The organism is Variovorax sp. ISS6, from assembly GCF_056523145.1.
In genome coordinates, this window is the sequence record NZ_JAWRZC010000003.1 from 61,063 (window position 1) to 79,819 (window position 18,757).

Below are 18,757 nucleotides of genomic sequence, written 5' to 3' on the forward strand. Positions count from 1 at the left end.
AACAACGCGCCGAGCAACGCACGAACAAAAAAAGGGCCAGCGTAGCTGGCCCTCTTCAGGTCCGACAGGCATTCACATCCGGATCGTCCCACGGCTATGACGCTGCTTGCCGTCCAAGTCGAGCTCCGCTGACTGGCTCTGTTGTCGGGTTTTGGAATGCTGAGGTGGCGAGGCGCTGAGGCGGCCCTTGATCACCGCAGAGAGCTGGCGAGACACCGCGGCTTTTCCAAGTGAGCTGTTGACGGCCAGGTCGTTCCAGTCCGTGAAGCGCTTCATTTCTCGCAGCGCCTGACGTTGAGCCTCGGACTCGCCTTTGGCCGCCGTGATTTCCGGCGTGACGGGATCCAGCTCCTTAGGGTAACGGCCCTCGCCTGGTGCGAAGACTGGGAACACGACGGCACCACCTACTGCAGCGGCCGCTTCTTCTGCCTTCAAGCGCCCAACATTCCGGCCGTGGGTCATCACGAGGTGTCGGTCGTCGTCGCCTGCGATGACGACTGGCTTCCCCGGGAAATGCGCGTGTAGCGCGATCGCGACGTCTCTGAGGTTCCCAGAATCAAAGGCCGCGACGGTTGCAAACCCGAGCGCTTCACACATCGTCGCGGCCGTCGCATATCCCTCCCCGATCACAAGCACGGGTGCTTCGGCGAGCGCCGCCAGACCACCAACGGCATGGAAGCACCCCTCCTTGCGTCCGTCCTTCGCGTACCGCTTGGTTCCGTCCGGCTGCATGTATTGCATGGACCACAGCTTGTTCTGCACATCGATGACCGGAATGAACGTAGTCAGACGCTCGGAGTCCGTGAATGCACCCGCGTGAATGCCTATCTGTTTAGCCTCGAGGTAAGGGGTGGACCGGTCGACCGGGAACAGACCTTCCAGCTGGTGCCTCACGCGCTGTGCAGTGGCCTCCTGGCTTGCCGTCTGATCGGCTTGGCGCTTGGCCAGCTTCGCGGCCGCCTCGGCTTGGAGGACCGCCTTCTGTTCATCCGAAAGGGCGTAGCCCTTGCTTTTCCACTTCACATCCACGCCCGTGAGGTTGTTCATGATGAAGCCTGCAGGGTGCCCGTCGGGATAGAGAACGTAGAAGCCATCCTTGGCTCCGGCCTTGCCGCCTTCGACTGGCACGCGGTGCTTCTTGCCGTCCATCAAGGGATGCTCACCGACAGCGACTAGACCCAGCTCGCGCATCTTTTCCGCGAACTCTTCACGAGGATCCATTGCCGGCTCTTGAGTAGCCGGAGCCTTGGCCAGTGACCATCGCTGCAGCGCCTTGCGATCACTGCTCGCGCCGACGTACCATGATTTCGCGGCTTTGTCCCATCGCGCGCCAGCCGCTCTGGCTGCGTCGCGTTCATCGTAGGGGACCGCGAGATACTCACGCGATCCAGATGACTTCGATGGCATCGCAGGCGTCGCAAGCTGCACGAACTTTTTTCCATCGTGGCTCTGCGTCTCCGGGGAGACTTGCCACTTCTGGAATGGCGCCGGATCGACCCAAGCTGGCACGAACCATATCCGTCCGGCGCGATCCCAGCGCGCGCCCAGCTCTTTGACTTCGTTGCGATCCTTGTACGCGACTTGAAGGGGCACCCCGGCAGGCTCCCCGCGTTCGATGCGTGAGGCGGCTTCCTTCAAATGGCGCGGGGCATCGCTGGGGAGCAAAACACGCTCCCCGGCTCGTGGCGCTACAAGACCTCTTCCGAGCGAGTCGTACACCATGGCCACCGCCTCGGCGGACATGTTCCCCCAGCTGGCGGGTACAGCCGCCGCCTCGGTGCGAACGGGATCCATCTGCCTGGCCTCGGCAGCCTTCCGAAATTCCTTCGCTGCCGTCTTCATTTCGTCGGATGCCGCCGGATCGCTTCGCAGGCGTTCTTCCTCAAGCCTGGCGGACAGGATCGCTCGCATTTGCTCGCTCTCCTGCCTCTGTAAATCGACGACCTTCAAGCGATGCTCGAGGGACGCGGCCGCTTCAAGAGTTGCAACCTGCTTCAGGAATTCCCAACGGGTCTCGATCGCACTCGTTCCGGCGAAAAGCTGATACCCGTCAGCCGGTCCGTCGCCGGCTTCCGCTCCGTCGGGACCCACTGCGATTGCAACGACCTCACCCGTCCAATTTTCGGGAAGGTTGAAGCCAAATGCGGCCATCGCGCTTTCCTCCAGCGCGCGACGGTCGGAAGAGCGAAATGCCGCCGCCACGAGTCGATCGATGGCGGGCTGGCCCGGGAACCCTGTGTTCATGCTGTTCGTCTCTCCATCATCCGGGTACTGCTGAATGGTGTCTTCCAGCAAAGCGTCCAACTTGAACTGGCGGTCGTGCAGGTCGGGCTCCGAATGCGCGTCGATCGCCTTCACTCGGATCATGAGCGCATTTGCCGCCCCCTGGTCAGGAAAGCATAGCGTCGCGCCTTGCTCGTGCCCTGGGTAGCCGAAATTCACCATCCAGGCGGGAGACGCTGGTTTCGGTGCTTCCATCGATACCTGTCCGTTCCACCCCTGCGGCATTCGAATGCAGAACGCCTCCTCGAAGCACGCAGCGAGGATCGTGTCCGCTCCAGACAGGCTCTGGGCCGATTTGACGCGTTCAAGGGCGTTCGCAAGTGCTGCGTCCTCTGCCGACATCGCGCCTGCGTTCTGCAGACGCTCGATCAGAGCAACTCCGAGATCGGCCGCCGGCAGGCTGAACCGATTAGCGTACCGAATCTCGTCCGGAATGGCGCCGTAGCGGTCGGCGATGGCCATGACAGATTGCAAGAGAGCGTGATCATCGACGTCCAGGTGCTGGGACGCCACGAAGCGCTGGATTTGCTCGTTGCCCTCGAGAACAGTCTCCTTCCCACCCACCTGCACCACAACACGCGCTGCGCCCGGCTCGATCGCCAGGTGAAACTGAGCGTCCGTGATCGATGTGAGGGCCCGTGGGCTGAGCGCGGTCTGGACCTCTTCCGGCATATACAGCTCCGGATAGCGGGAACCAATTTCCGCGTAGTCCTGCATGACGTCGTGTGATGGCAGCGCCGCGGGCGTTGTACCCATGGGTACGACGTGCGAGAGAAATGCAGCATTCACCAGCGTACGGTGCATCTCGATCGCAGCATCGATCGAGTCGACCGCGCGAATGTCTCCGACATGAAATGTGCCCACATGGATGGTCCAGACCGATTCGCCTTGGCTCGCACTTTCAGCGGTTGCCAGCATGACGAAAATCTCTTGCGTGACAAGATGGCCCTGATTTGAGACGACAAGCTCGCGACCTGCGTCCAGCGCACTCTGCATCTTGGCGACCTGGTCGACCTCCTGCTGATGCTTGAGCTCGAAAGGCAACACGTATCCAAGAATTTTCTCGGCGTCTGCGGCTGCGCGGAAGATCTCCATCGGGTCGTCGCGGAGCACTTTGATCCACGACGCCACGTAGGCCGCGTGTTGCGATGGGTCATGGCCGGTCCCGAGCTCGTGACCAAGCAACATGCTCGCAATTTCGGCACGGAGCTCCTCCTTAGCGTACGCCTCGCTACCGAACGGGTGACGCAGATCGCGTGCCAGGCGCTCGCTGTGGCCCGTCCAGTGACTGAGTTCGTGAAGAGCTACGGCGTAGTAGTCGCCCGCCGATGAGAACTGATCCGGCGCCGGCATGTAGATGGCGTCACGTGTCGGGGAATAGAAAGCCTGATCCTGCGCGGCATGGTTGATGATCGCCCCAGAGCCGCTAAGGATGGCTTGCGCCCTTGCGTCCGGCTGCCAGGTCTGCGTAGCCTGTTGATTCGCTGCTTGTTCCGGCAGACCGTCAATTTGCTCTGCGTTGAAGACCGTCGCATAGAAGACCTGGGGCCGCTCCAAGCGAACCCTGATCTTGCCTTCCGCATGAAGTGGGTCATCGCGCATCGCGCTCGACGCGCCCGCTTCTTGCTGTTCGTCGAATTTCCAATACTGAATTGGCGTACCGCGCTCACCCTTGCGCACTTGCGCTCCGGCCGCAACGGCTTGCTTGTAAGTCATCCATCGTTGATCTGTGCGACTCTGAGCCAACAGGTGAAGCGCGTTGATGCCACGATAGCGCTTCCCGGTCACCGGATTGAGTGGAAGCCTGCTGACCGCTGTCCCCGCCTTCCACGGGACTTGCCAAGGTGCCGTGCCTTCTTGCAGCTTGCGGATCAACTGCTCCGCGACAAGTTCATGAAATGGCTTTTTTTCCACGATTTTCTCCAGCCGTAAATTGAGTAGCGGTCGCGTTTGGTCAGGCCGTCGGGTCGATCGAACTCTCGATCGCGTCCGTTTCCGAGATCGCGTCCTCGACAAACGCTCCCGCCTCATCTGCCTCGTCTGGGTCGAAGCAGGCGGCAAATCCCGGCGTCATCGCATCACGCGATTTCTCCTTGACCAGGTCCGGCAGCTGATCGCTGTAGCTCGGCTCGTTCATGTTCTTCCTCCAAAAGAAAGCAGTAGGGTTTCGAAGATGGCCCACCAGCTGGTCGGCGAGATAGGCCCGGTGAAGACTGCGTAGACCACCATTGCGATGAGACCGGCGTTCAGCGCGTAGGACCGCGTGGAGCCGAGCACGATCTGCATATGGCGGGTACGGGCTAGGTCCTCGAAGTGATCGAGCACGTCGTTGTCGCAACGCAAGGCGCCAGGTATCAGGTGCCTGGAAGGCCGTCGTGCATGCCCCCTTCGCCGCCGGCGGCGGAACGGGGGAGGCTTGGCGGAATGGTGTGATTGCATGGCTTCGTGAGTCAACCAACAGATGACTTGTGAAGCTAAGTGATACTTTGCCCGCTGACAACTACTGACTTTATCTAGTCCCTCGGTGAGGCCTACCATTTCAGGTGGCGACTAGATGTTTGAGGTATGGCGTCGAGTGGTCGCTAGTGGTGCAATGGTGGCTGTTCAAAAGCGCATGTCGCACCTTCATCCACGGCATGCCGGTAAAAGATCGACTCGAAATGAAAGCGCCACGCGGATTTCAGGTTACGACGCCTTTTCGACCAACCGCAGTCGACGATATTGGCCTCACCGAGGCTCAACTTCACGCGATCGATATCGTAATCAGGGTTTCGGCTCTGCCTTGCTCCCGGAGCGAGCGAGCGAAAGTTGCCCAGCGTTGTCGCGATCGACTGTTCGCGCATTTTGGATGCGAAATGCAGCAAATTTCTCGCAGCCGCTTTCGCGAAGTGTTGGCGCTGCTATCCGGCGAGATCGCAGCGCAACGGAGGATCAGAGAGAAAATTCTCTGAATCCTTATTCTTCTTCGTCGCCCTCTCCCTCAAGGTCGGCGATGGGAAAGTTCAGATTAATCAAGCCGAGCTGAGCTGCTTTGTGCACAGCCTGAACCCGACTTTTGACGCCCAAAGCTTTAAACGCCGAGTCAAGGTGATAGCTTACCGTCGAAGGATGCACCTTCAATTTTCGAGCGATTTGCTTTGTATTAAGTCCTTCGGCCATTAAGAGCAGCTTCTCTTTTTGGAGCGCAGTTAAGCGGATCACATCTCCACTCGCACCTTCGGGTGTTTCGGGAAAAACAGATTCGCCGGCTAGAATCTTCCCTAGCGTTGCATCAAGGACTTGAACCTCGCTCGTCTTGAGGATGTATCCAAGAAAGCCGTGGGCTTTTGCTTGCGCGACGTAGTCATGGCGACTATTGCCTGTGATGATGCATGTAATTCCGGCTTTGTCGAGGGCCGCGATTTCCATTGCGAGTGACAGGCCGATAGCACCCGGAACATCGAGGTCTAGAAGGATAAGATCCCATTTTTCCGGAAACGCTTTGATGAGTCTTAAAGCTGTAGCCGCGTCCCTCGCGATTTCGATTTGGCCCACGAGAGCGTTAAACTTCAGTTTTTGCGCGGTTGGCTCGGAGATGAGAGGTTGATCCTCGACGAACAGAATTTCCATGCTTATACGCTTTATTCCGACTTGAGCAGCGTAATTAAGGCGGTGCCGAGTTCGGCAAGGGGACGCTTCGCGTACGCTGTCAATACATTCGCTATAACTTCCCGCTCGGCGGGTTCTATTCGACGCAGCAATTCGCCCAGCTGGTGAATTATTCTTTCTGGATCGGGTGGCGCGCTCGATCGCTGATCGGACTCTTTGGTGGGGTGTAAAAGCGGATGGCCGGTCATTTGCAAAGCCGTTTCCCAGTTTCGCGCACTTTTTTCACCGAAGGGATGTTTAGAGCCCTTGGAAATAAGTTGCGAGAGATAGCTCACCCTCGAAATCGACAGGTTGTATTTGGCGCCGACTGCGGTCGGCCCACCCTCAGCCCCTACGAATCGACGAAGCGCAGCTCGACGAGCCTCGGTAAGATCATCCATACCGAGACTTTAGTTAAATTCTTACTTTAATCCCCTTGTGTAAAGGCAAGAGGTTACTTGGTTCATCGCCCTAGTCGCAAGGGGGGGACCAGGTCCGATGGCCGATCACGATCGGGAGCGTCGTTGGGAGTTGATCGTGGAGTCGAAGAATGCGCGCAACGTCGACGGCGCGCGTTTGCACCTTTTGGTTCGTGCCGCGATGGCGTGCGACGCAGCTGAATGTGCCGTCCGCCGAGAACACGATGCTTGAGGCGTCGAACACGTTCTCGCCTGGTTGGTCGTGCGGTACGCGCCATTCCGCCTTCCGAAGCCGGGCGCGCACCTTGTCAATGATCAAATCGCGCTGGCGAATGCTGGGTGCGACGACGGGGACGAGGGAGCACAACTGCCGAAGACGATCTGCCGTGTCTTCATCGAGCGTGAACTCGACCTGCCACCCTGAGGATCGCCCAGGCCCAACCGCTTCGATTACGACCTGGCGCCGCGGCTTCATTGCTGCCTCCTGCTGGCGACCTCGAGCGACTTCGCGGTACGTCGCCAGACCCACGGTGGGATCGCGGGTTGCGTGGCCCACAGCCCCCGCTTCTCCACTCGTGCTATCGCTTCGGCCAAAAGCCAGCGTGAGGGAGCGTGGGCCCGGTCTGCCCAAGCGTACCCCTGAACGATCAAATCAAGGTTCAGTGGTGATCCTCGTTCGTGAACGCGGGCAATTGCCATTACCCGACCATACGAGTCTCGAGATCCGCGAGGCGGTACCTCGAGGAGCAGCGAGTCCACGCCGACCAGGCGTGTTAGCAATGCCGCCGCTTCGACGCCGCCTGGCTGGTCACGTTCCGGGGCATCGATCCCAAGTAGCCTGACCCTTTCCGTGCGACCCTTGGGCGTCACGACCACGACGGTGTCGCCATCAACGACGCGAGCGAGCTTGACGGTTATGAATTCGGCAGATCTCGCAGTCGCGCAAGAAGCCCAAAGAGCGAAAACAAACACGCAATTAATCAGTCGCATGGCCCATTATGCAACCGATATAACGAAATAATCGAGAGGCTCTAAGGTTTCGGCAGGTGCAACGTGGGCCGTCGGTAGGTCGCAAGATGCTTCCCGTCAGGGCCAAATCGATATGGAATTGCCCGTGCTTTCCCCGCCTCGAGTTGAGCGCCGTTCATGAGCAGCACGTCGTGAGCTATGAAGGTGTCAGGATGGTCCTGCAGCCTCTGGAGCACCAGGGTATCCGAGAGATCGACGATCAGCCCGGAATAAACAGGGTCACCGTCCAGCCTTGCGTCTAAGACTGCATTGCCTGGGCTTGCCTGCTCCGCCACAGCTACGTAGGCCTGTCGGCGGGCCTGGCGCGCTTCCAGCGGGCCTTTGAGCCGCTGCGACACCCACGGGGCGTCCTCTGGATATCTGACGCCCTCGGCGTCCTTGATGGCAACTGGAATTGGCCGACCCCCCATGTCGAAGGGAACGCTGTTGTCGTAGACGATTGCCTCGTCGACGCGGAGCAGAAGCGCTGGGAGAAGTCGCATTGCGGCTTCGTAGCGCGACCGAACTTTTGCCTCGTCGACTCGGTGGCGATCGTTCAGCTCAGCGTTTGTGGTGGCCCGCAGCACATTCAGATCGGGATTGCCGGTGGTCACGAACACCAGTTCGACCACGAACCCCTTGGCCTTTGCCTCATCGATGAAGGCTATCCGGCCTGGAACCGAAAGCACGGACTCGAACGCAAACGATCGCCCCTCATTGAGTGCGGAATGCCGACGTCTGTCCGCCTCTATGGCAGCCTGCCTATCTCGCTCGCCCTGCTCAGGAACATGCGAAAAGTTGGCAACCGCAATTTCGTCGGCGTTGATGTACTCGGGGAAATCAGGGTCGCTGCGCATTGCCTCGACCACGGTGCTCTTTCCAGAGCCATTGGGACCCGCGAAAATTGTTAAACGAGGCGGTGCGGCGCCGGCGCCGCTGCTCATGCAGCTCTGCTGAGCTTTCGGGGCGCCTGGCCCGCGGCGCGCTTCGCGGGTTCTGGACTCACCGGCTGAAGGGTGCCGTCGGGAAAGCGCTTGAAGACTCGCCCATCAATGACGGCCTCGCTAGGAAGTCCCTTGCGCTTGCGGGCAGCAGCATCCTTCGCCACCACTTCGGCGAAGCGGCGATTGAAGTCGCTGGACATCGCAAGTTCGAGGAGAGATTTGCTCATTGCCGGCCTTTCTATGCGACCTCTAGTGTATTCCTCTAGAGGGGCGCCCGCTTGCTACAAGTACAGATGGCCAGCACGTTCGAGAGGTATCCGTGCGATCAGTATGGCGAAGAGATGAGCTGGGTAGAAGGCATAAAAGAAAAGGCGCATTCGGGGAAGAGGAAAGCAAATGCGGCTGCCAAGGACAAGGAGCGGAAGCGCGCAGAATGCCCACCCATTCCCGTTGATCACCGAGAGGCCCGCGAAACCTACAAGCACAGTCACCGCTGCGCCGATAGATGGCCGGCGCGAGTAGTCAAAAACGCCCACCCCCAGAATCAGCGCGGGCCACCAAAACTCAGCGAGCGCGCCGCCGCCCAGGAAAACAATGGCCGCAGTTTTGCCTCTGCCCTGCGTCCGCAGCGACAACACGCCGACGAGTATTAGGAGGGTGAAGAGCACATTGAACGGATAAACGGCGTGCAGCAACCCGCCCAGCTTCGAGTAAGGGAGCGTCGCGACCACACCCGCGACGGCAAGCCTCTGGGCCATCCGGCTGAATGTCTGTGGTCCTCGCGCTTTCGCAAGGTTCACCGCCACGACGCTCACGAAAATCGGCAGCGCTAGCCGACCCATTGCGAAAGCCGCCTCTGAGGCACCGTGATACAGGTACTTGTTGATGTGGTCGACGGTCATCGACAGCAGTCCGATTAGCTTTAGCGAGGTCAATGCCCCGCTCGAGAAGGGCACCGTTGGAAGCCGAATCGTCACAAGATTTAGCGGCTAAATTCCGGCCCAGCTGGAAGGCGGCAAGACTTCCGGTTACGAATTTCTTCGTCGGTGGGCCTCGATGGATCCACCGAGAAGGTGCCGTCGGACCAGGTCATGAGGTATTCCCAGACACAGGTCATTTCGTCCTGGCCTGCGGCAGGCGGGACGCGCCACCAGGGCTCGCGGCTTACTAAGCGCGGAAGATGTTCCATGGAGACCTGCTAGGGGCGAATTTCGCGGATGCGCGGCGTCTTGACGGCGCCAAATCCCGGAACCGAAGTACCGGCTCGTGCGGCTGCCCGAACGGCGGCCAGCGCGCTTTCCGGGGCCCTACCAGTGTGGGCAGCATTCCTGAACGCCACACCCGGGATCACGGCGCCGTCCGCCGCTCTTGCTACAAGTCGCGCGCGATACCGTGCATTGGCCGATGGGGATCGAGAGTGATAGTTGGCCGCCAGGGTCCAGACATCAGCCCCGCCTTCGTTGAGGTGGCCTCGCAATCGCCAAGCCGCAAGTTCGTAGGGGTAGCAACCGTGCGCGGCGACATGGGCAGGAGTGATCCCAAAACGAGCCAAGTCCGCCAGATAGGCCGTGTTGAATTGAAGGCTACCGACGTCAAAGGTGCCGTTGTGATTGCGAACCCACTGCCCAGGGCGGCCGCCTTCTTGCTCTGCGACGGCGAGAAGCAACCGCGGGGAGATGCCGTACCTTTGAGCCGCTGCTGCCGAGCAGACGACGCGTTCCTGCTTCAAAGCGACGGTCCCGGCGTCCATTGCTGCTACTTCTGTGACCCGCCGCCCGACTGCTGTCCAGTCGGCCCCAACTGGATCGGGCACTGGTTCAGAAATCGCATCCGCTCGGCGACGGTCCGCTCGGGCCGCGATAGATTGATTGAGAAAAAGCGGTTCAGTGCCGGCTGACATTCATGAGGCGGCGATCCTGAGGAGAGACACATGATCGCTTCGCACGCCAGCTTCGGATCGCCTGTGAGCATCGGAAGCTGCTGCGTCAGTGCGGACCCGCTCATCATGACGCCCGCGAGTAAGACGGCACTTGTGAAACGCTTGGTGTTTGGCATGGCTCTTTCCCTTCTAGCTCTTTCGATTTGCGAAAGCGTCAATCTCTGCTTGGGCAGCCGCCGAATCGAGGGGCGGGACCGATCCGTTGGCGCCTGCCGCGGCACCCGAGATCACTCCACCTGAGGCGAAAGCTCGAGCTGCCGCTGCGCGGCCTTGCACCGTTTGCGATTGCGCAATGTCCGCGGTGTGCTGGCGCAATTGCTCGGCGCTGCCCGGGTTTCGTATTTCCTCCGCTACCCGGCCCCCAGTGGTCTGCGAGACGCGCAGACGCGCGGCGTCCATCGCCATGCCTGCATGCGCCTTGGCGACGGACGCGATGCCTGCACCCAGCGCGCCGAGGGCTGAGCGAGGAGGCGTCGCCTGACTCGGCGACCCGGATGGCCCTGGCCCCTCCCCTTCTCCCGAGGGAGTCGGAGGTTCGGCGACCGCCCGAGGTGTGTCTTCTCCATCGGCTGGCGCACCAGCAGCCGACCCAGCGTCGCCCATGGACGCTGACAATGGACTTGGCGACCCGATGTCTGAAGCTGCAGAGGCGCCCGCGCCATTTGAGCTCGCGCCTCCACCCATTGACGAGGGCATCGCGCCGATGCTTCCGGCGCTGTCAGCTGTCCCACCCCTTTCCAGCGCGGCGGAAGCCGCTGAACCCCACCCTGCGGCCCGGGTGGCGAGAGATGCGGCCCCTCCCACTGCCGCCGCGGCTGCCGCGCCCATCACAGCACCCGCCGCCATCAGCGTTCCAGTACCAGCCTGCCCCATGGCAGCAGCTGCACCGATGCTCCCTCCGGTGACGATGCCGCCGACTAGCGACGGAATTTTGTTCGTTAGTACGAGGAGCACGATCGAGGCGATAAGCATCACTGCCATTTCGCGCAGCGACACTGTGGACAGTCGGGCGAAATAGTCATTAATGAATGTTTGCCCGATGCCGACCAATAAAATCATGGCGAGAAGTGCCCCCCCAGTGGCCAGCACAGTTTTGTAGTAATTGATTGCAATGTCGTTGGTCCACCGCGCGCCGCCAAAGCCCAACCAAAAAATCCCGGCGTAAGCGAGGATCCAGGCGGAGATGAGAAGCACGACCATATTTATTGCAACAAGCCCAAGCACGCACAAAACCACCGCGCCCATCGCAATTCCCGCAAGGCTCGCAGGAATATCTCGAATCGTGGACGCATCTACCACTTTGTCAAATACCTTAAATCCAACCTCCACAATTCCAGAAGGAGTGAGCCCGGAACTCCCGCCAGCGTTTGAGCCAAGTTGCTTCATTGAATTCAGGATTGCAGTTGCTATGGCAGGCGCATTCGTCAGCAACCAGAAATAAAATCCTGTAAATACAAGGAATTTGATAAATTCCATGAAGAATTCAGATAGGTCGGCTTGGCGCAGCGCGAGGGTGCCAAATGTCCAGACCATAGAAATGAGCGCCAAAGACCAAAACAGGAATGTCGCAGCGCTTTGAATGGTGGTCGCCCACTGCGCGGCCGCAGCCTGAAATCTGTCGGTGACATCGTCCAAGACGCCAGTTTGCGTTTGGGCATGGGCGAACGCCGCCATGAGAAGGAGCGCTACGAATATGGGTGCGGACCACAGACGGCGTGGCGAGCTTGTTCCGAGCATGGGTTACCTCAGTACGTTTTCGAGGGAGTGCTTTGGAAGCTTCCGGAATGAGCGCATCGGGTACCAAACTCACGGCGCTCTTCCTCCGTAACCTGCATTTCCTTGATCCGCGCAACCTCGCAGTTCTCCGCCGTTACAGGAGGCAGCTCCTGCGAGTTGCATCCAGCGGCGAAGACTGCACATAGCAAGAATGGGAGCGTGGCGGCCTTAGTAGCTTGCATCAATACGTCTTCTTGGCTGGATATGAAAAGGTTCCTCCGAACGCCTTCGCGTCACCGGCGGCTTTCATTGCCTCTCGGTCGTTGAGTGCTTGCTGACGTGTCGCAACGGAGTTTTGTTGCGCAATGAGTAGCGCGCGAATCTGGAGCAATTGATTACTTGACGCACTTGCCAACTGATTTGCGTAACCCAGCGCCTGCATTTGTCCGTCCGCTCCTCTGGCAGCGGATTGCAGGCGTTCCAGCGTCCTCGAATCCGCAGTCAGCGCATCTTGCTGCTTGTCGAGGCCCTTGAACAGAGCATCATTTGCCCTTTTCTGAGACTCGGTTTGCGCGCGCTGCTGCGCTGCCAGAAGTGCCTCCCGTGTCGAGGCGCTGCAACCAGCGCTCGTAAAACACGGTGAATTTTTGTAGTAATCGACGTCTTGAAATTTTCCGATGTAGGCATCCAGGTCGCCGAGTCGCTGCTTGTAATAAGCAAGCGTGTCGATCGCCGAGCGCAAATTGGTGATCGTCGCCTGGGCTTGATCCCAGATTTCCTGGACCGGCCGTTTGGTGTTCTGCAGCATGTTTTCGTACTGCTGAAGCTGGGTTCGATATTGCTGGACCTGTTTTTCGTACTGCTCGATTTGCTTCGCCGTCTGCGCGATGCTTTCCATCGCCGTCATGACGTTTTGCGCCAGATTGCCACCGTCGATAACAGGAATTCCGGCCGTCGCCGCGCCCAGGGCAAGTGCCCATGCGGCCAGAACACCCGAAAATTTAGCCGCTAAATTTGTCCGTGCCAGCATGATCTTCCTTTCAATAGTCAAACGAGCCATAGGGCTTCTCGAAAGCGAGGTCCTTTGTGACGATCACGTTGAAGCGAAATCCAGGACGAATCTCAAGCGTGGGTGAGACGTTCAAATTCTTCGCGATCATCTGCGCCATCACTTGCCCGAGTTGCTGTCCCAGCGCTTCGCTCAACGCACCGCCTGCCGTCTGGCGGTTGCCGTCGAGGCTCTGTTGCGACTGGTTGGCGTCTTGGCTATACGTCACGCCGGCAACCACGGCGGACATCAGCAACGCTGAACCGAAAACACGGAAGTAGTGGTTGTCGACCTTGTCGGAAAAGCCGCCGTAACCAGCGCTATCGGAACCAGGCATGGAGCCAATGTCCAGTGCCTTGCCGTCCGGGAAGACAATCCTTTGCCAGGCGACGAGTACCCGTGACTGTCCGAATGCCGGCTCGCTGCCGTAGGAGCCAACGAGACGGGCTCCCTGAGGAATAAGCTTGAATCGCCCGGTCGCGGTATCGAACACGTCCTGCGAAACCTGCGCCACGATCTGCCCCGGTAGATCGGAGTTGATGCCGGAGATCAACGTCGCCGGGATCACGAATCCCGCGCGCAGCTCGAAGCGAGAAGTCGGCGGTTGAAGCGAGGAGGACAGCTTCCATCGGTCCTCTGTGCCATCGAACTGTGCGAAATCTCCGCGCCGGGATGGCGTCCCTATCGACGGGCCCGAAACTGCTGTCCCTGCCAAGCTTGCCGCACCACCCGACAGGCCAACCAACCCGGTCGCTTGAAGCTGATTCAGGCGATTCCGGTATTGCGCAGAGGCGTCTCCGTTGGCCGCGGCGATGCGCGCGGCCGCCTCCTCCCTGGACCTAGGTGCGCCAACGCTCAATTGCGTCGAGCCCAGGCCTTGCGTGTCCAACCGCGTCTTCGCCTTCGTGGCTTTCTCCATCTCACTGAGCCGCCGATCGCGCATGCGATCTGCGAACTCATCGCGCACGGCCAGTTCCGGGGCGGGAGCTCCCGCCGGCAATGGCGGGACAGACGGAGGCGGGAGTTCAACCTGTCTTGGCGCGATCTGGCCGTCGAGACGATCACCCACGATGTCCTTTGCCGCTTGCGAAGAGTCTCCGGCCTTGTCGATGGCCTCCGTCGTGCCGTTCGCCTGCTGAGTGCGATTCGAGGCCACCAGGATCACCGCAAGCAGGAAGACCAATGCAACGCCGAGGATCAGCGCGACAGGAACATTGTTGACTCGCTTGACCCCGATGCGCTTGTCGGAGACCTCAGAAGGGGATGCGTCGGGAGAAAGCAGATCCGCGTTGGCCATGTCATGTGACTCCTATTCCTTCCTGCTACTATAGCAGCCAGTTTCGTTATATCGAAGGAATGCCGATGCCTAGGCTGCTGCCCGGGGAGAGCGCGTGGAACAAGGATTTGCGGAGCACGACGATGCAAATTTCACAACCTGTGCGCGGCCCGGGCCGGCGCGCGATCTTCGTCGGCGGCCTCGCCTCTCTCCTTGGAGTACTTCCGAGAAAGTCATGGTCAGCTGGAGAGTCGCCTGGTGCGCAGCCAGGCTTCTGGACGCAGCCCAGGGCCATCAACGTCAGGAACGCATCCACCGGCGAGCGGGGTGAATTTGTGTACTGGCGTGACGGCGCGTTCGTCATGCCGGAGTACTTCGCCTTATGCACGCTCACCCGCGACGCACGCGAAAACAAGGCCGTGCAAATGGATCCTCGCGCCTTCGATCTTGTGTACGGCACACAGGCTTGGTTCCTTGGCGCCGAGCGCAAGCGCACTGAGACGATCATCACGAACGGTCTCAGGACGCCGCGGACGAACTTGATCGTTCGTGGAGCGCCTGGCAGCAGGCATCTAAGCGGCGAAGCGCTTGACGGTCACATGGTGGGGGTATCTCTCGGCGTCTACGCCTCCATGTGCCTCGCCTTCGGAGCAGGGGGCGTAGGCCTCTACGCTCGCCACGTCCATTGGGATGTTGGGCGTAAGCCTGCATTCTGGCGAGGCGGAGGCCAAGAGTCGTGACGAGGCTCCATGGCCTTTCCCGCCACGCGTGCTCGATGCTCGCTCCCCTCCTCATCGCCCTGCTGCTATCAACGCATGCAGGGGCGACCAGGGCTGAAGGCGAATCTGCCGAACAGCAACTCAGATGCATCAATGCCGCCGCCGCATACCACGAGGTCAATCCGTGGATCCTCAAGGCGATCATCTTTCATGAATCCAGAGGCAATGCTCTCGCGATCAATCACAACCGCAACGGTTCTGTCGATCTCGGCCTTGGGCAGTTGAACTCTGTCCATCTGCCAGAGCTGGCGCGCTACGGCGTCACTCGTGAGCTCCTGCTCGATGGCTGCACAAATACCTACGTCACCGCCTGGCATCTCGCTAGGCAAGTGCGTCAGTACGGCAACACCTGGCTTGCTGTCGGTACCTACCACTCGCGGACTCCGGCGAATCGCGATCGCTATGCAGCGCAGATCTACCGAGTCCTGCAGAGCTGGAACGCTCTTCCTAAGTAATTCATCGAACCATGAAATCAAGCATGTCAATTCTCAAAACACCTCAAATTTTCGTCGCTCTTTCAGGCCTTCTGCTTCTCACTGCAGCCGCAGTGGCGCAGGTGCTCACGCCACCCTCCCCTGCATTGCAGCGATTCCACGCTGAGGGTGACCATTGCACCTACATGTTGGACAACGCTCCGGAAAACGCGGACGCCGCTGGCGCCGCGTTCGCGAACAGCGCATTGGCCGCAGCCACGGAGATCTTCGAGCAACGCAATCGGCGCTCCCCGCGCGGCGTGGAGGAACTGACCTCCAGCTACTTGGAACTGCGCCAGCAGTGCAGTCAGGCGCTGTCGAGCACGCGCCGTCCGCTTGCGCGCACGCAGAGTCATTGAGGAGGTCTGATGAACGCAGTTCACCATCTACTCGCGCCGCCCGAGAACCTGCTCCGCTTTTTCCCAATTCACGGGACGCATGTCGAGGCGTTGATCGCGCGCACGCGCCGCATCATCCACAACATCATGGGCGGCAAGGACGACCGGCTGCTGGTGGTGATGGGCCCCTGTTCGATCCACGACCCGGCCGCCGCGCTCGACTACGCGCGCCGCCTCAAGGTCGAGCGCGAGAAGTACGCCGACACGCTGGAGATCGTGATGCGCGTGTACTTCGAGAAGCCGCGCACCACGGTCGGCTGGAAGGGTCTGATCAACGACCCCTACCTCGACGAGAGCTACCGCATCGACGAGGGCCTGCGCATCGCGCGCCAGCTGCTGATCGACATCAACCGCCTGGGCCTGCCGGCGGGCAGCGAATTCCTCGACGTGATCTCGCCGCAGTACATCGGCGACCTGATCGCCTGGGGCGCGATCGGCGCGCGCACCACCGAGAGCCAGGTGCACCGCGAGCTGGCCTCGGGGCTGTCGGCGCCGATCGGCTTCAAGAACGGCACCGACGGCAACATCCGCATCGCCACCGACGCCATCCAGGCCGCGGCCCGCGGCCACCATTTCCTCTCGGTGCACAAGAACGGCCAGGTCGCGATCGTGCAGACCAACGGCAACCGCGACTGCCACGTGATCCTGCGCGGCGGCAAGGCGCCCAACTACGACGCGGCCAGCGTCGAGGCGGCCTGCAAGGACCTCGAGGCGGCCAAGCTGCCGCCCACGCTGATGGTCGATTGCAGCCATGCCAACAGCTCCAAGCAGCACCAGAAGCAGATCGACGTCGCGAAGGACATCGCCGACCAGATCGCCGGCGGTTCGCGCCGCGTGTTCGGCGTGATGGTCGAGAGCCACTTGCAGGCCGGCGCCCAGAAGTTCACGCCCGGCAAGGACAGGATCGCGGGCCTCGAGTACGGCAAGAGCATCACCGACGCCTGCCTGGGTTGGGACGATTCGACCCAGGTGCTCGAGACGCTGTCGCAGGCGGTTCGGCTGCGCAGAAGTGCGGCCGCCCTTGCCATCGCGGCTGTGCCGCTTAAGGCGGGGCCGGTCGAACCTTCCTTCGTCTGGACCGCGGGATCTGCAAGTCCCGACTCAGCCTTTCTCGACCTGGTCGACGCATACCCGACGCACCCCACTCAACCGCAAAGCTCGGAGGCGTAGATGCAAGACGACCCTCTAGAGCACGAACTCGTCTTCCGAGGCACGGGGAGCGAACTCCTAGGCCTGTCGATATACCCCGGGCCAGTTTGCCGCAACACGTCAGAGGCGAATCATTTTCATCTGGCGATTGATGCGTCTTCGTGGGTGCCGATCGCATTTCAGGCGGTAGCCACGATGCCCTTCTCAATCCGACTGCACAAGGTCGACTGTACTGTGCTCATCCAGGCTCTCGAAGCAAGTGGTATTCGCTCGAAGCCGATCCGGATCGAGGGCGCCAACCAGCGGGTTCTCCTCATCGCGCCAGTCGAGCCATGGTTCGGGCCTCGCACCACCGGAATCAAGTTGGAAATCTCCGAGCTCCAGTCAACTCCATCGCGCGGCGGTCGGCGGCTCCAGCTGCCAGCCGCAGAGGTCATCCGCCTTGCCAGCGCGCTGAGATGGGCGACTGACACCGACACCGGCAACTGCACGCCAATCACCACGCCAGCCGTAACCATCGAGCGCTGAAGGACCCGTCATGCTTGCCCAACGCCCCCACCACCTGCCGTCCACAGGCGCATCTGAGTCTCTGCCGGTAGCGTCGCATAAGCGCTCCGCTGTCGGACACTTCAGTTCAATTCCGTGGATTCCCAATTACTGCAACTCCGACGCTTGGCCGGTAGAGCTTGTGACCTGCGAATCGAGCGGCGTACGGACACTCGCCGAGCGAGGCGCGATTGACTTCACGCCGATGGCGGTGGCCGACTGGTTTGCACTGCGCGCAGATTGGCGCAGAGTCGGACCGTGGGGTATTGCCTATCGTGGCCAAGCAGGAAGCGTCCGATTCTTCAGCCAGGTTCCGATCGAGCAGCTCAATGGTGCGGACATCGCCGTCTGTGACGAAACCACCACGTCCGTCCGGGTACTCGAGGTGATCCTCAAGGAAAAGCACAAGCTGAAGATCGGCGCGTGGCGGCGCAACGTCGATCCGTTGGACGCAACGACGCCGCGGCTGCTCATCCAGAACCAGGCCTTCGAAGAGAGCTCGCGACGTCGCTTCGCCTATTGCTACGACCTCGGCCAAGAATGGTGGAGCTGGCAAGGTACGCCCATCATCAGTGCCGTCTGGGTAGCCCATGCCACGCACACGGATGACGAAATGTCGGCGATGGATGCCCGTTTACACCACGCCATGGCGCTGTACCGGCAAGATCCTCTGCGCGCAATCGAGCGCCATCTGCAGCGACACCAACTGATTCTGGAAGCGCGTGCGGTATGCGCGCTCCATGGAAACTTTGAGTACGCACTTGGGCCCGAATGCGAAGCCGGGATTCGGCGGATGGAAGAACTCTTGCCCAAAAACGTCGAGGGATTCGGCAATGCCGCTATGACCTCGCCTGCCTAGAGGCCGAGCTTCAGTTCGAGAACGGCGCACGCCCAGACCCAAGTCCACAGCGCACCTTTTCCTGTGCCCGACTCCATGGCCTGGTACGAGGGTATTGAGATCCCAATCAGGCCGGCCATTTCCGCCTGAGTCCATCCCTTCGCAACGCGTGCGCCACGAAGCTTCTTGCCGAGATCGGCCAGCTCCTGCTCGACGTCCTGAAGGTTGAGTGCCTTTGGTGCAACGGAGGTCATGATTGGATACTGGGATTCACGGCATAGCAATTGTATTTGCTACGACTCCATGAGAAAATC

The 18,757-nt window shown here is 60.4% G+C and carries 22 protein-coding genes and 1 pseudogene; 7 read left to right on the forward strand and 16 right to left on the reverse strand.

What is annotated here, in order from left to right; all coding sequences use genetic code 11:
* Positions 1-72: 72 nt before the first annotated feature.
* Genes AC1HIL_RS41485 through AC1HIL_RS41495 form a run of 3 tightly spaced genes read right to left on the reverse strand, consistent with a single transcriptional unit; the run spans position 73 to position 4,626 of the window.
* On the reverse strand, positions 73-4,197 hold the full coding sequence (locus tag AC1HIL_RS41485; protein ID WP_479669740.1) for a zincin-like metallopeptidase domain-containing protein: 4,125 nt from the start codon (positions 4,195-4,197) through the stop codon (positions 73-75).
* Between the two features lie 40 nt (positions 4,198-4,237).
* Entirely contained in the window at positions 4,238-4,420 is a 183-nt protein-coding gene (locus AC1HIL_RS41490) for a hypothetical protein (RefSeq protein WP_479669739.1), read from the reverse strand.
* Positions 4,417-4,626, reverse strand: coding sequence for a hypothetical protein (locus tag AC1HIL_RS41495; RefSeq protein WP_479669738.1), 210 nt, complete (start codon positions 4,624-4,626; stop codon positions 4,417-4,419). The genes AC1HIL_RS41490 and AC1HIL_RS41495 overlap by 4 nt, the downstream gene beginning before the upstream one ends.
* A 245-nt stretch (positions 4,627-4,871) precedes the next feature.
* Here AC1HIL_RS41495 and AC1HIL_RS41500 point away from each other — a divergent pair, with 245 nt between their 5' ends.
* On the forward strand, positions 4,872-5,234 hold the full coding sequence (locus AC1HIL_RS41500; protein ID WP_479669737.1) for a hypothetical protein: 363 nt from the start codon (positions 4,872-4,874) through the stop codon (positions 5,232-5,234).
* 4 nt (positions 5,235-5,238) lie between these two features.
* Here AC1HIL_RS41500 and AC1HIL_RS41505 read toward each other — a convergent pair whose 3' ends face one another.
* The 12 genes from AC1HIL_RS41505 to AC1HIL_RS41560 form a co-directional block, all read right to left on the reverse strand.
* Positions 5,239-5,892, reverse strand: a complete 654-nt coding sequence (locus AC1HIL_RS41505; protein WP_479669735.1) for a response regulator — start codon at positions 5,890-5,892, stop codon at positions 5,239-5,241.
* Between the two features lie 11 nt (positions 5,893-5,903).
* Positions 5,904-6,311 carry a hypothetical protein gene (locus AC1HIL_RS41510; RefSeq protein ID WP_479669734.1) on the reverse strand — a complete coding sequence of 136 codons (408 nt, stop codon included), beginning with the start codon at positions 6,309-6,311 and terminating at the stop codon, positions 5,904-5,906.
* 70 nt (positions 6,312-6,381) lie between these two features.
* Positions 6,382-6,804, reverse strand: a complete 423-nt coding sequence (locus AC1HIL_RS41515; protein ID WP_479669733.1) for a hypothetical protein — start codon at positions 6,802-6,804, stop codon at positions 6,382-6,384.
* Positions 6,801-7,319: a thermonuclease family protein gene (locus tag AC1HIL_RS41520; RefSeq protein ID WP_479669732.1), complete on the reverse strand. Its 519-nt coding sequence runs from the start codon at positions 7,317-7,319 to the stop codon at positions 6,801-6,803. Before AC1HIL_RS41520 ends, AC1HIL_RS41515 begins: the two co-directional genes overlap by 4 nt.
* A 41-nt stretch (positions 7,320-7,360) precedes the next feature.
* On the reverse strand, positions 7,361-8,281 hold the full coding sequence (locus tag AC1HIL_RS41525) for an ATPase (RefSeq protein WP_479669731.1): 921 nt from the start codon (positions 8,279-8,281) through the stop codon (positions 7,361-7,363).
* Positions 8,278-8,508, reverse strand: a complete 231-nt coding sequence (locus tag AC1HIL_RS41530) for a hypothetical protein (protein ID WP_479669730.1) — start codon at positions 8,506-8,508, stop codon at positions 8,278-8,280. Before AC1HIL_RS41530 ends, AC1HIL_RS41525 begins: the two co-directional genes overlap by 4 nt.
* Before the next feature lie 54 nt (positions 8,509-8,562).
* Positions 8,563-9,258 (reverse strand): TraX family protein, encoded by a 696-nt coding sequence (locus AC1HIL_RS41535; protein WP_479672832.1) that lies wholly within the window; start codon positions 9,256-9,258, stop codon positions 8,563-8,565.
* Between the two features lie 778 nt (positions 9,259-10,036).
* A complete protein-coding gene (locus tag AC1HIL_RS41540) occupies positions 10,037-10,336 on the reverse strand; it encodes a TrbM/KikA/MpfK family conjugal transfer protein (RefSeq protein WP_479669728.1) in 300 nt (99 codons plus the stop codon).
* A 13-nt stretch (positions 10,337-10,349) separates the two neighbouring features.
* Positions 10,350-11,855 (reverse strand): P-type conjugative transfer protein TrbL, encoded by a 1,506-nt coding sequence (gene trbL, locus AC1HIL_RS41545; protein WP_479669727.1) that lies wholly within the window; start codon positions 11,853-11,855, stop codon positions 10,350-10,352.
* 110 nt (positions 11,856-11,965) lie between these two features.
* Positions 11,966-12,178, reverse strand: a complete 213-nt coding sequence (gene trbK, locus AC1HIL_RS41550) for an entry exclusion lipoprotein TrbK (RefSeq protein ID WP_479669726.1) — start codon at positions 12,176-12,178, stop codon at positions 11,966-11,968.
* Positions 12,178-12,966: a P-type conjugative transfer protein TrbJ gene (gene trbJ, locus AC1HIL_RS41555; protein WP_479669725.1), complete on the reverse strand. Its 789-nt coding sequence runs from the start codon at positions 12,964-12,966 to the stop codon at positions 12,178-12,180. Before trbJ ends, trbK begins: the two co-directional genes overlap by 1 nt.
* 10 nt (positions 12,967-12,976) lie before the next feature.
* The gene (locus tag AC1HIL_RS41560) at positions 12,977-14,281 is read right to left on the reverse strand and encodes a TrbI/VirB10 family protein (RefSeq protein ID WP_479669723.1); all 1,305 of its coding nucleotides are present in this window, start codon (positions 14,279-14,281) and stop codon (positions 12,977-12,979) included.
* A 65-nt stretch (positions 14,282-14,346) separates the two neighbouring features.
* Between AC1HIL_RS41560 and AC1HIL_RS41565 the strand changes: the two genes are divergently transcribed.
* From AC1HIL_RS41565 to AC1HIL_RS41590, 6 genes and pseudogenes are all read left to right on the forward strand, one after another.
* The gene (locus AC1HIL_RS41565; RefSeq protein ID WP_479669722.1) at positions 14,347-15,000 is read left to right on the forward strand and encodes a YcbK family protein; all 654 of its coding nucleotides are present in this window, start codon (positions 14,347-14,349) and stop codon (positions 14,998-15,000) included.
* Between the two features lie 35 nt (positions 15,001-15,035).
* The gene (locus tag AC1HIL_RS41570) at positions 15,036-15,494 is read left to right on the forward strand and encodes a lytic transglycosylase domain-containing protein (protein WP_479669721.1); all 459 of its coding nucleotides are present in this window, start codon (positions 15,036-15,038) and stop codon (positions 15,492-15,494) included.
* Positions 15,495-15,517: 23 nt separating this feature from the next.
* Entirely contained in the window at positions 15,518-15,871 is a 354-nt protein-coding gene (locus tag AC1HIL_RS41575) for a hypothetical protein (protein ID WP_479669720.1), read from the forward strand.
* Between the two features lie 27 nt (positions 15,872-15,898).
* Positions 15,899-16,921: pseudogene (locus AC1HIL_RS41580) on the forward strand (3-deoxy-7-phosphoheptulonate synthase); the annotation flags it as partial.
* 159 nt (positions 16,922-17,080) lie between these two features.
* On the forward strand, positions 17,081-17,587 hold the full coding sequence (locus AC1HIL_RS41585; protein ID WP_479669719.1) for a hypothetical protein: 507 nt from the start codon (positions 17,081-17,083) through the stop codon (positions 17,585-17,587).
* A 10-nt stretch (positions 17,588-17,597) separates the two neighbouring features.
* Entirely contained in the window at positions 17,598-18,464 is an 867-nt protein-coding gene (locus tag AC1HIL_RS41590; RefSeq protein ID WP_479669718.1) for an MqnA/MqnD/SBP family protein, read from the forward strand.
* Here the strand turns inward: AC1HIL_RS41590 and AC1HIL_RS41595 are convergent.
* The gene (locus AC1HIL_RS41595; RefSeq protein ID WP_479669717.1) at positions 18,461-18,697 is read right to left on the reverse strand and encodes a helix-turn-helix domain-containing protein; all 237 of its coding nucleotides are present in this window, start codon (positions 18,695-18,697) and stop codon (positions 18,461-18,463) included. The genes AC1HIL_RS41590 and AC1HIL_RS41595 overlap by 4 nt on opposite strands.
* Between the last annotated feature and the right edge of the window lie 60 nt (positions 18,698-18,757).

Excerpts from the sequence above, each read along its gene's own strand:
- AC1HIL_RS41490 (WP_479669739.1), bottom strand. The coding sequence starts at position 4,420 with ATGAACGAGCCGAGCTACAGCGATCAGCTGCCGGACCTGGTCAAGGAG.
- AC1HIL_RS41505 (WP_479669735.1), bottom strand. The coding sequence starts at position 5,892 with ATGGAAATTCTGTTCGTCGAGGATCAACCTCTCATCTCCGAGCCAACC.
- AC1HIL_RS41510 (WP_479669734.1), bottom strand. The coding sequence starts at position 6,311 with ATGGATGATCTTACCGAGGCTCGTCGAGCTGCGCTTCGTCGATTCGTA.
- AC1HIL_RS41515 (WP_479669733.1), bottom strand. The coding sequence starts at position 6,804 with ATGAAGCCGCGGCGCCAGGTCGTAATCGAAGCGGTTGGGCCTGGGCGA.
- AC1HIL_RS41520 (WP_479669732.1), bottom strand. The coding sequence starts at position 7,319 with ATGCGACTGATTAATTGCGTGTTTGTTTTCGCTCTTTGGGCTTCTTGC.
- AC1HIL_RS41525 (WP_479669731.1), bottom strand. The coding sequence starts at position 8,281 with ATGAGCAGCGGCGCCGGCGCCGCACCGCCTCGTTTAACAATTTTCGCG.
- AC1HIL_RS41530 (WP_479669730.1), bottom strand. The coding sequence starts at position 8,508 with ATGAGCAAATCTCTCCTCGAACTTGCGATGTCCAGCGACTTCAATCGC.
- AC1HIL_RS41540 (WP_479669728.1), bottom strand. The coding sequence starts at position 10,336 with ATGCCAAACACCAAGCGTTTCACAAGTGCCGTCTTACTCGCGGGCGTC.
- trbK (WP_479669726.1), bottom strand. The coding sequence starts at position 12,178 with ATGCAAGCTACTAAGGCCGCCACGCTCCCATTCTTGCTATGTGCAGTC.
- trbJ (WP_479669725.1), bottom strand. The coding sequence starts at position 12,966 with ATGCTGGCACGGACAAATTTAGCGGCTAAATTTTCGGGTGTTCTGGCC.
- AC1HIL_RS41560 (WP_479669723.1), bottom strand. The coding sequence starts at position 14,281 with ATGGCCAACGCGGATCTGCTTTCTCCCGACGCATCCCCTTCTGAGGTC.
- AC1HIL_RS41565 (WP_479669722.1), top strand. The coding sequence starts at position 14,347 with ATGCCTAGGCTGCTGCCCGGGGAGAGCGCGTGGAACAAGGATTTGCGG.
- AC1HIL_RS41570 (WP_479669721.1), top strand. The coding sequence starts at position 15,036 with ATGCTCGCTCCCCTCCTCATCGCCCTGCTGCTATCAACGCATGCAGGG.
- AC1HIL_RS41575 (WP_479669720.1), top strand. The coding sequence starts at position 15,518 with ATGTCAATTCTCAAAACACCTCAAATTTTCGTCGCTCTTTCAGGCCTT.
- AC1HIL_RS41585 (WP_479669719.1), top strand. The coding sequence starts at position 17,081 with ATGCAAGACGACCCTCTAGAGCACGAACTCGTCTTCCGAGGCACGGGG.
- AC1HIL_RS41590 (WP_479669718.1), top strand. The coding sequence starts at position 17,598 with ATGCTTGCCCAACGCCCCCACCACCTGCCGTCCACAGGCGCATCTGAG.
- AC1HIL_RS41595 (WP_479669717.1), bottom strand. The coding sequence starts at position 18,697 with ATGACCTCCGTTGCACCAAAGGCACTCAACCTTCAGGACGTCGAGCAG.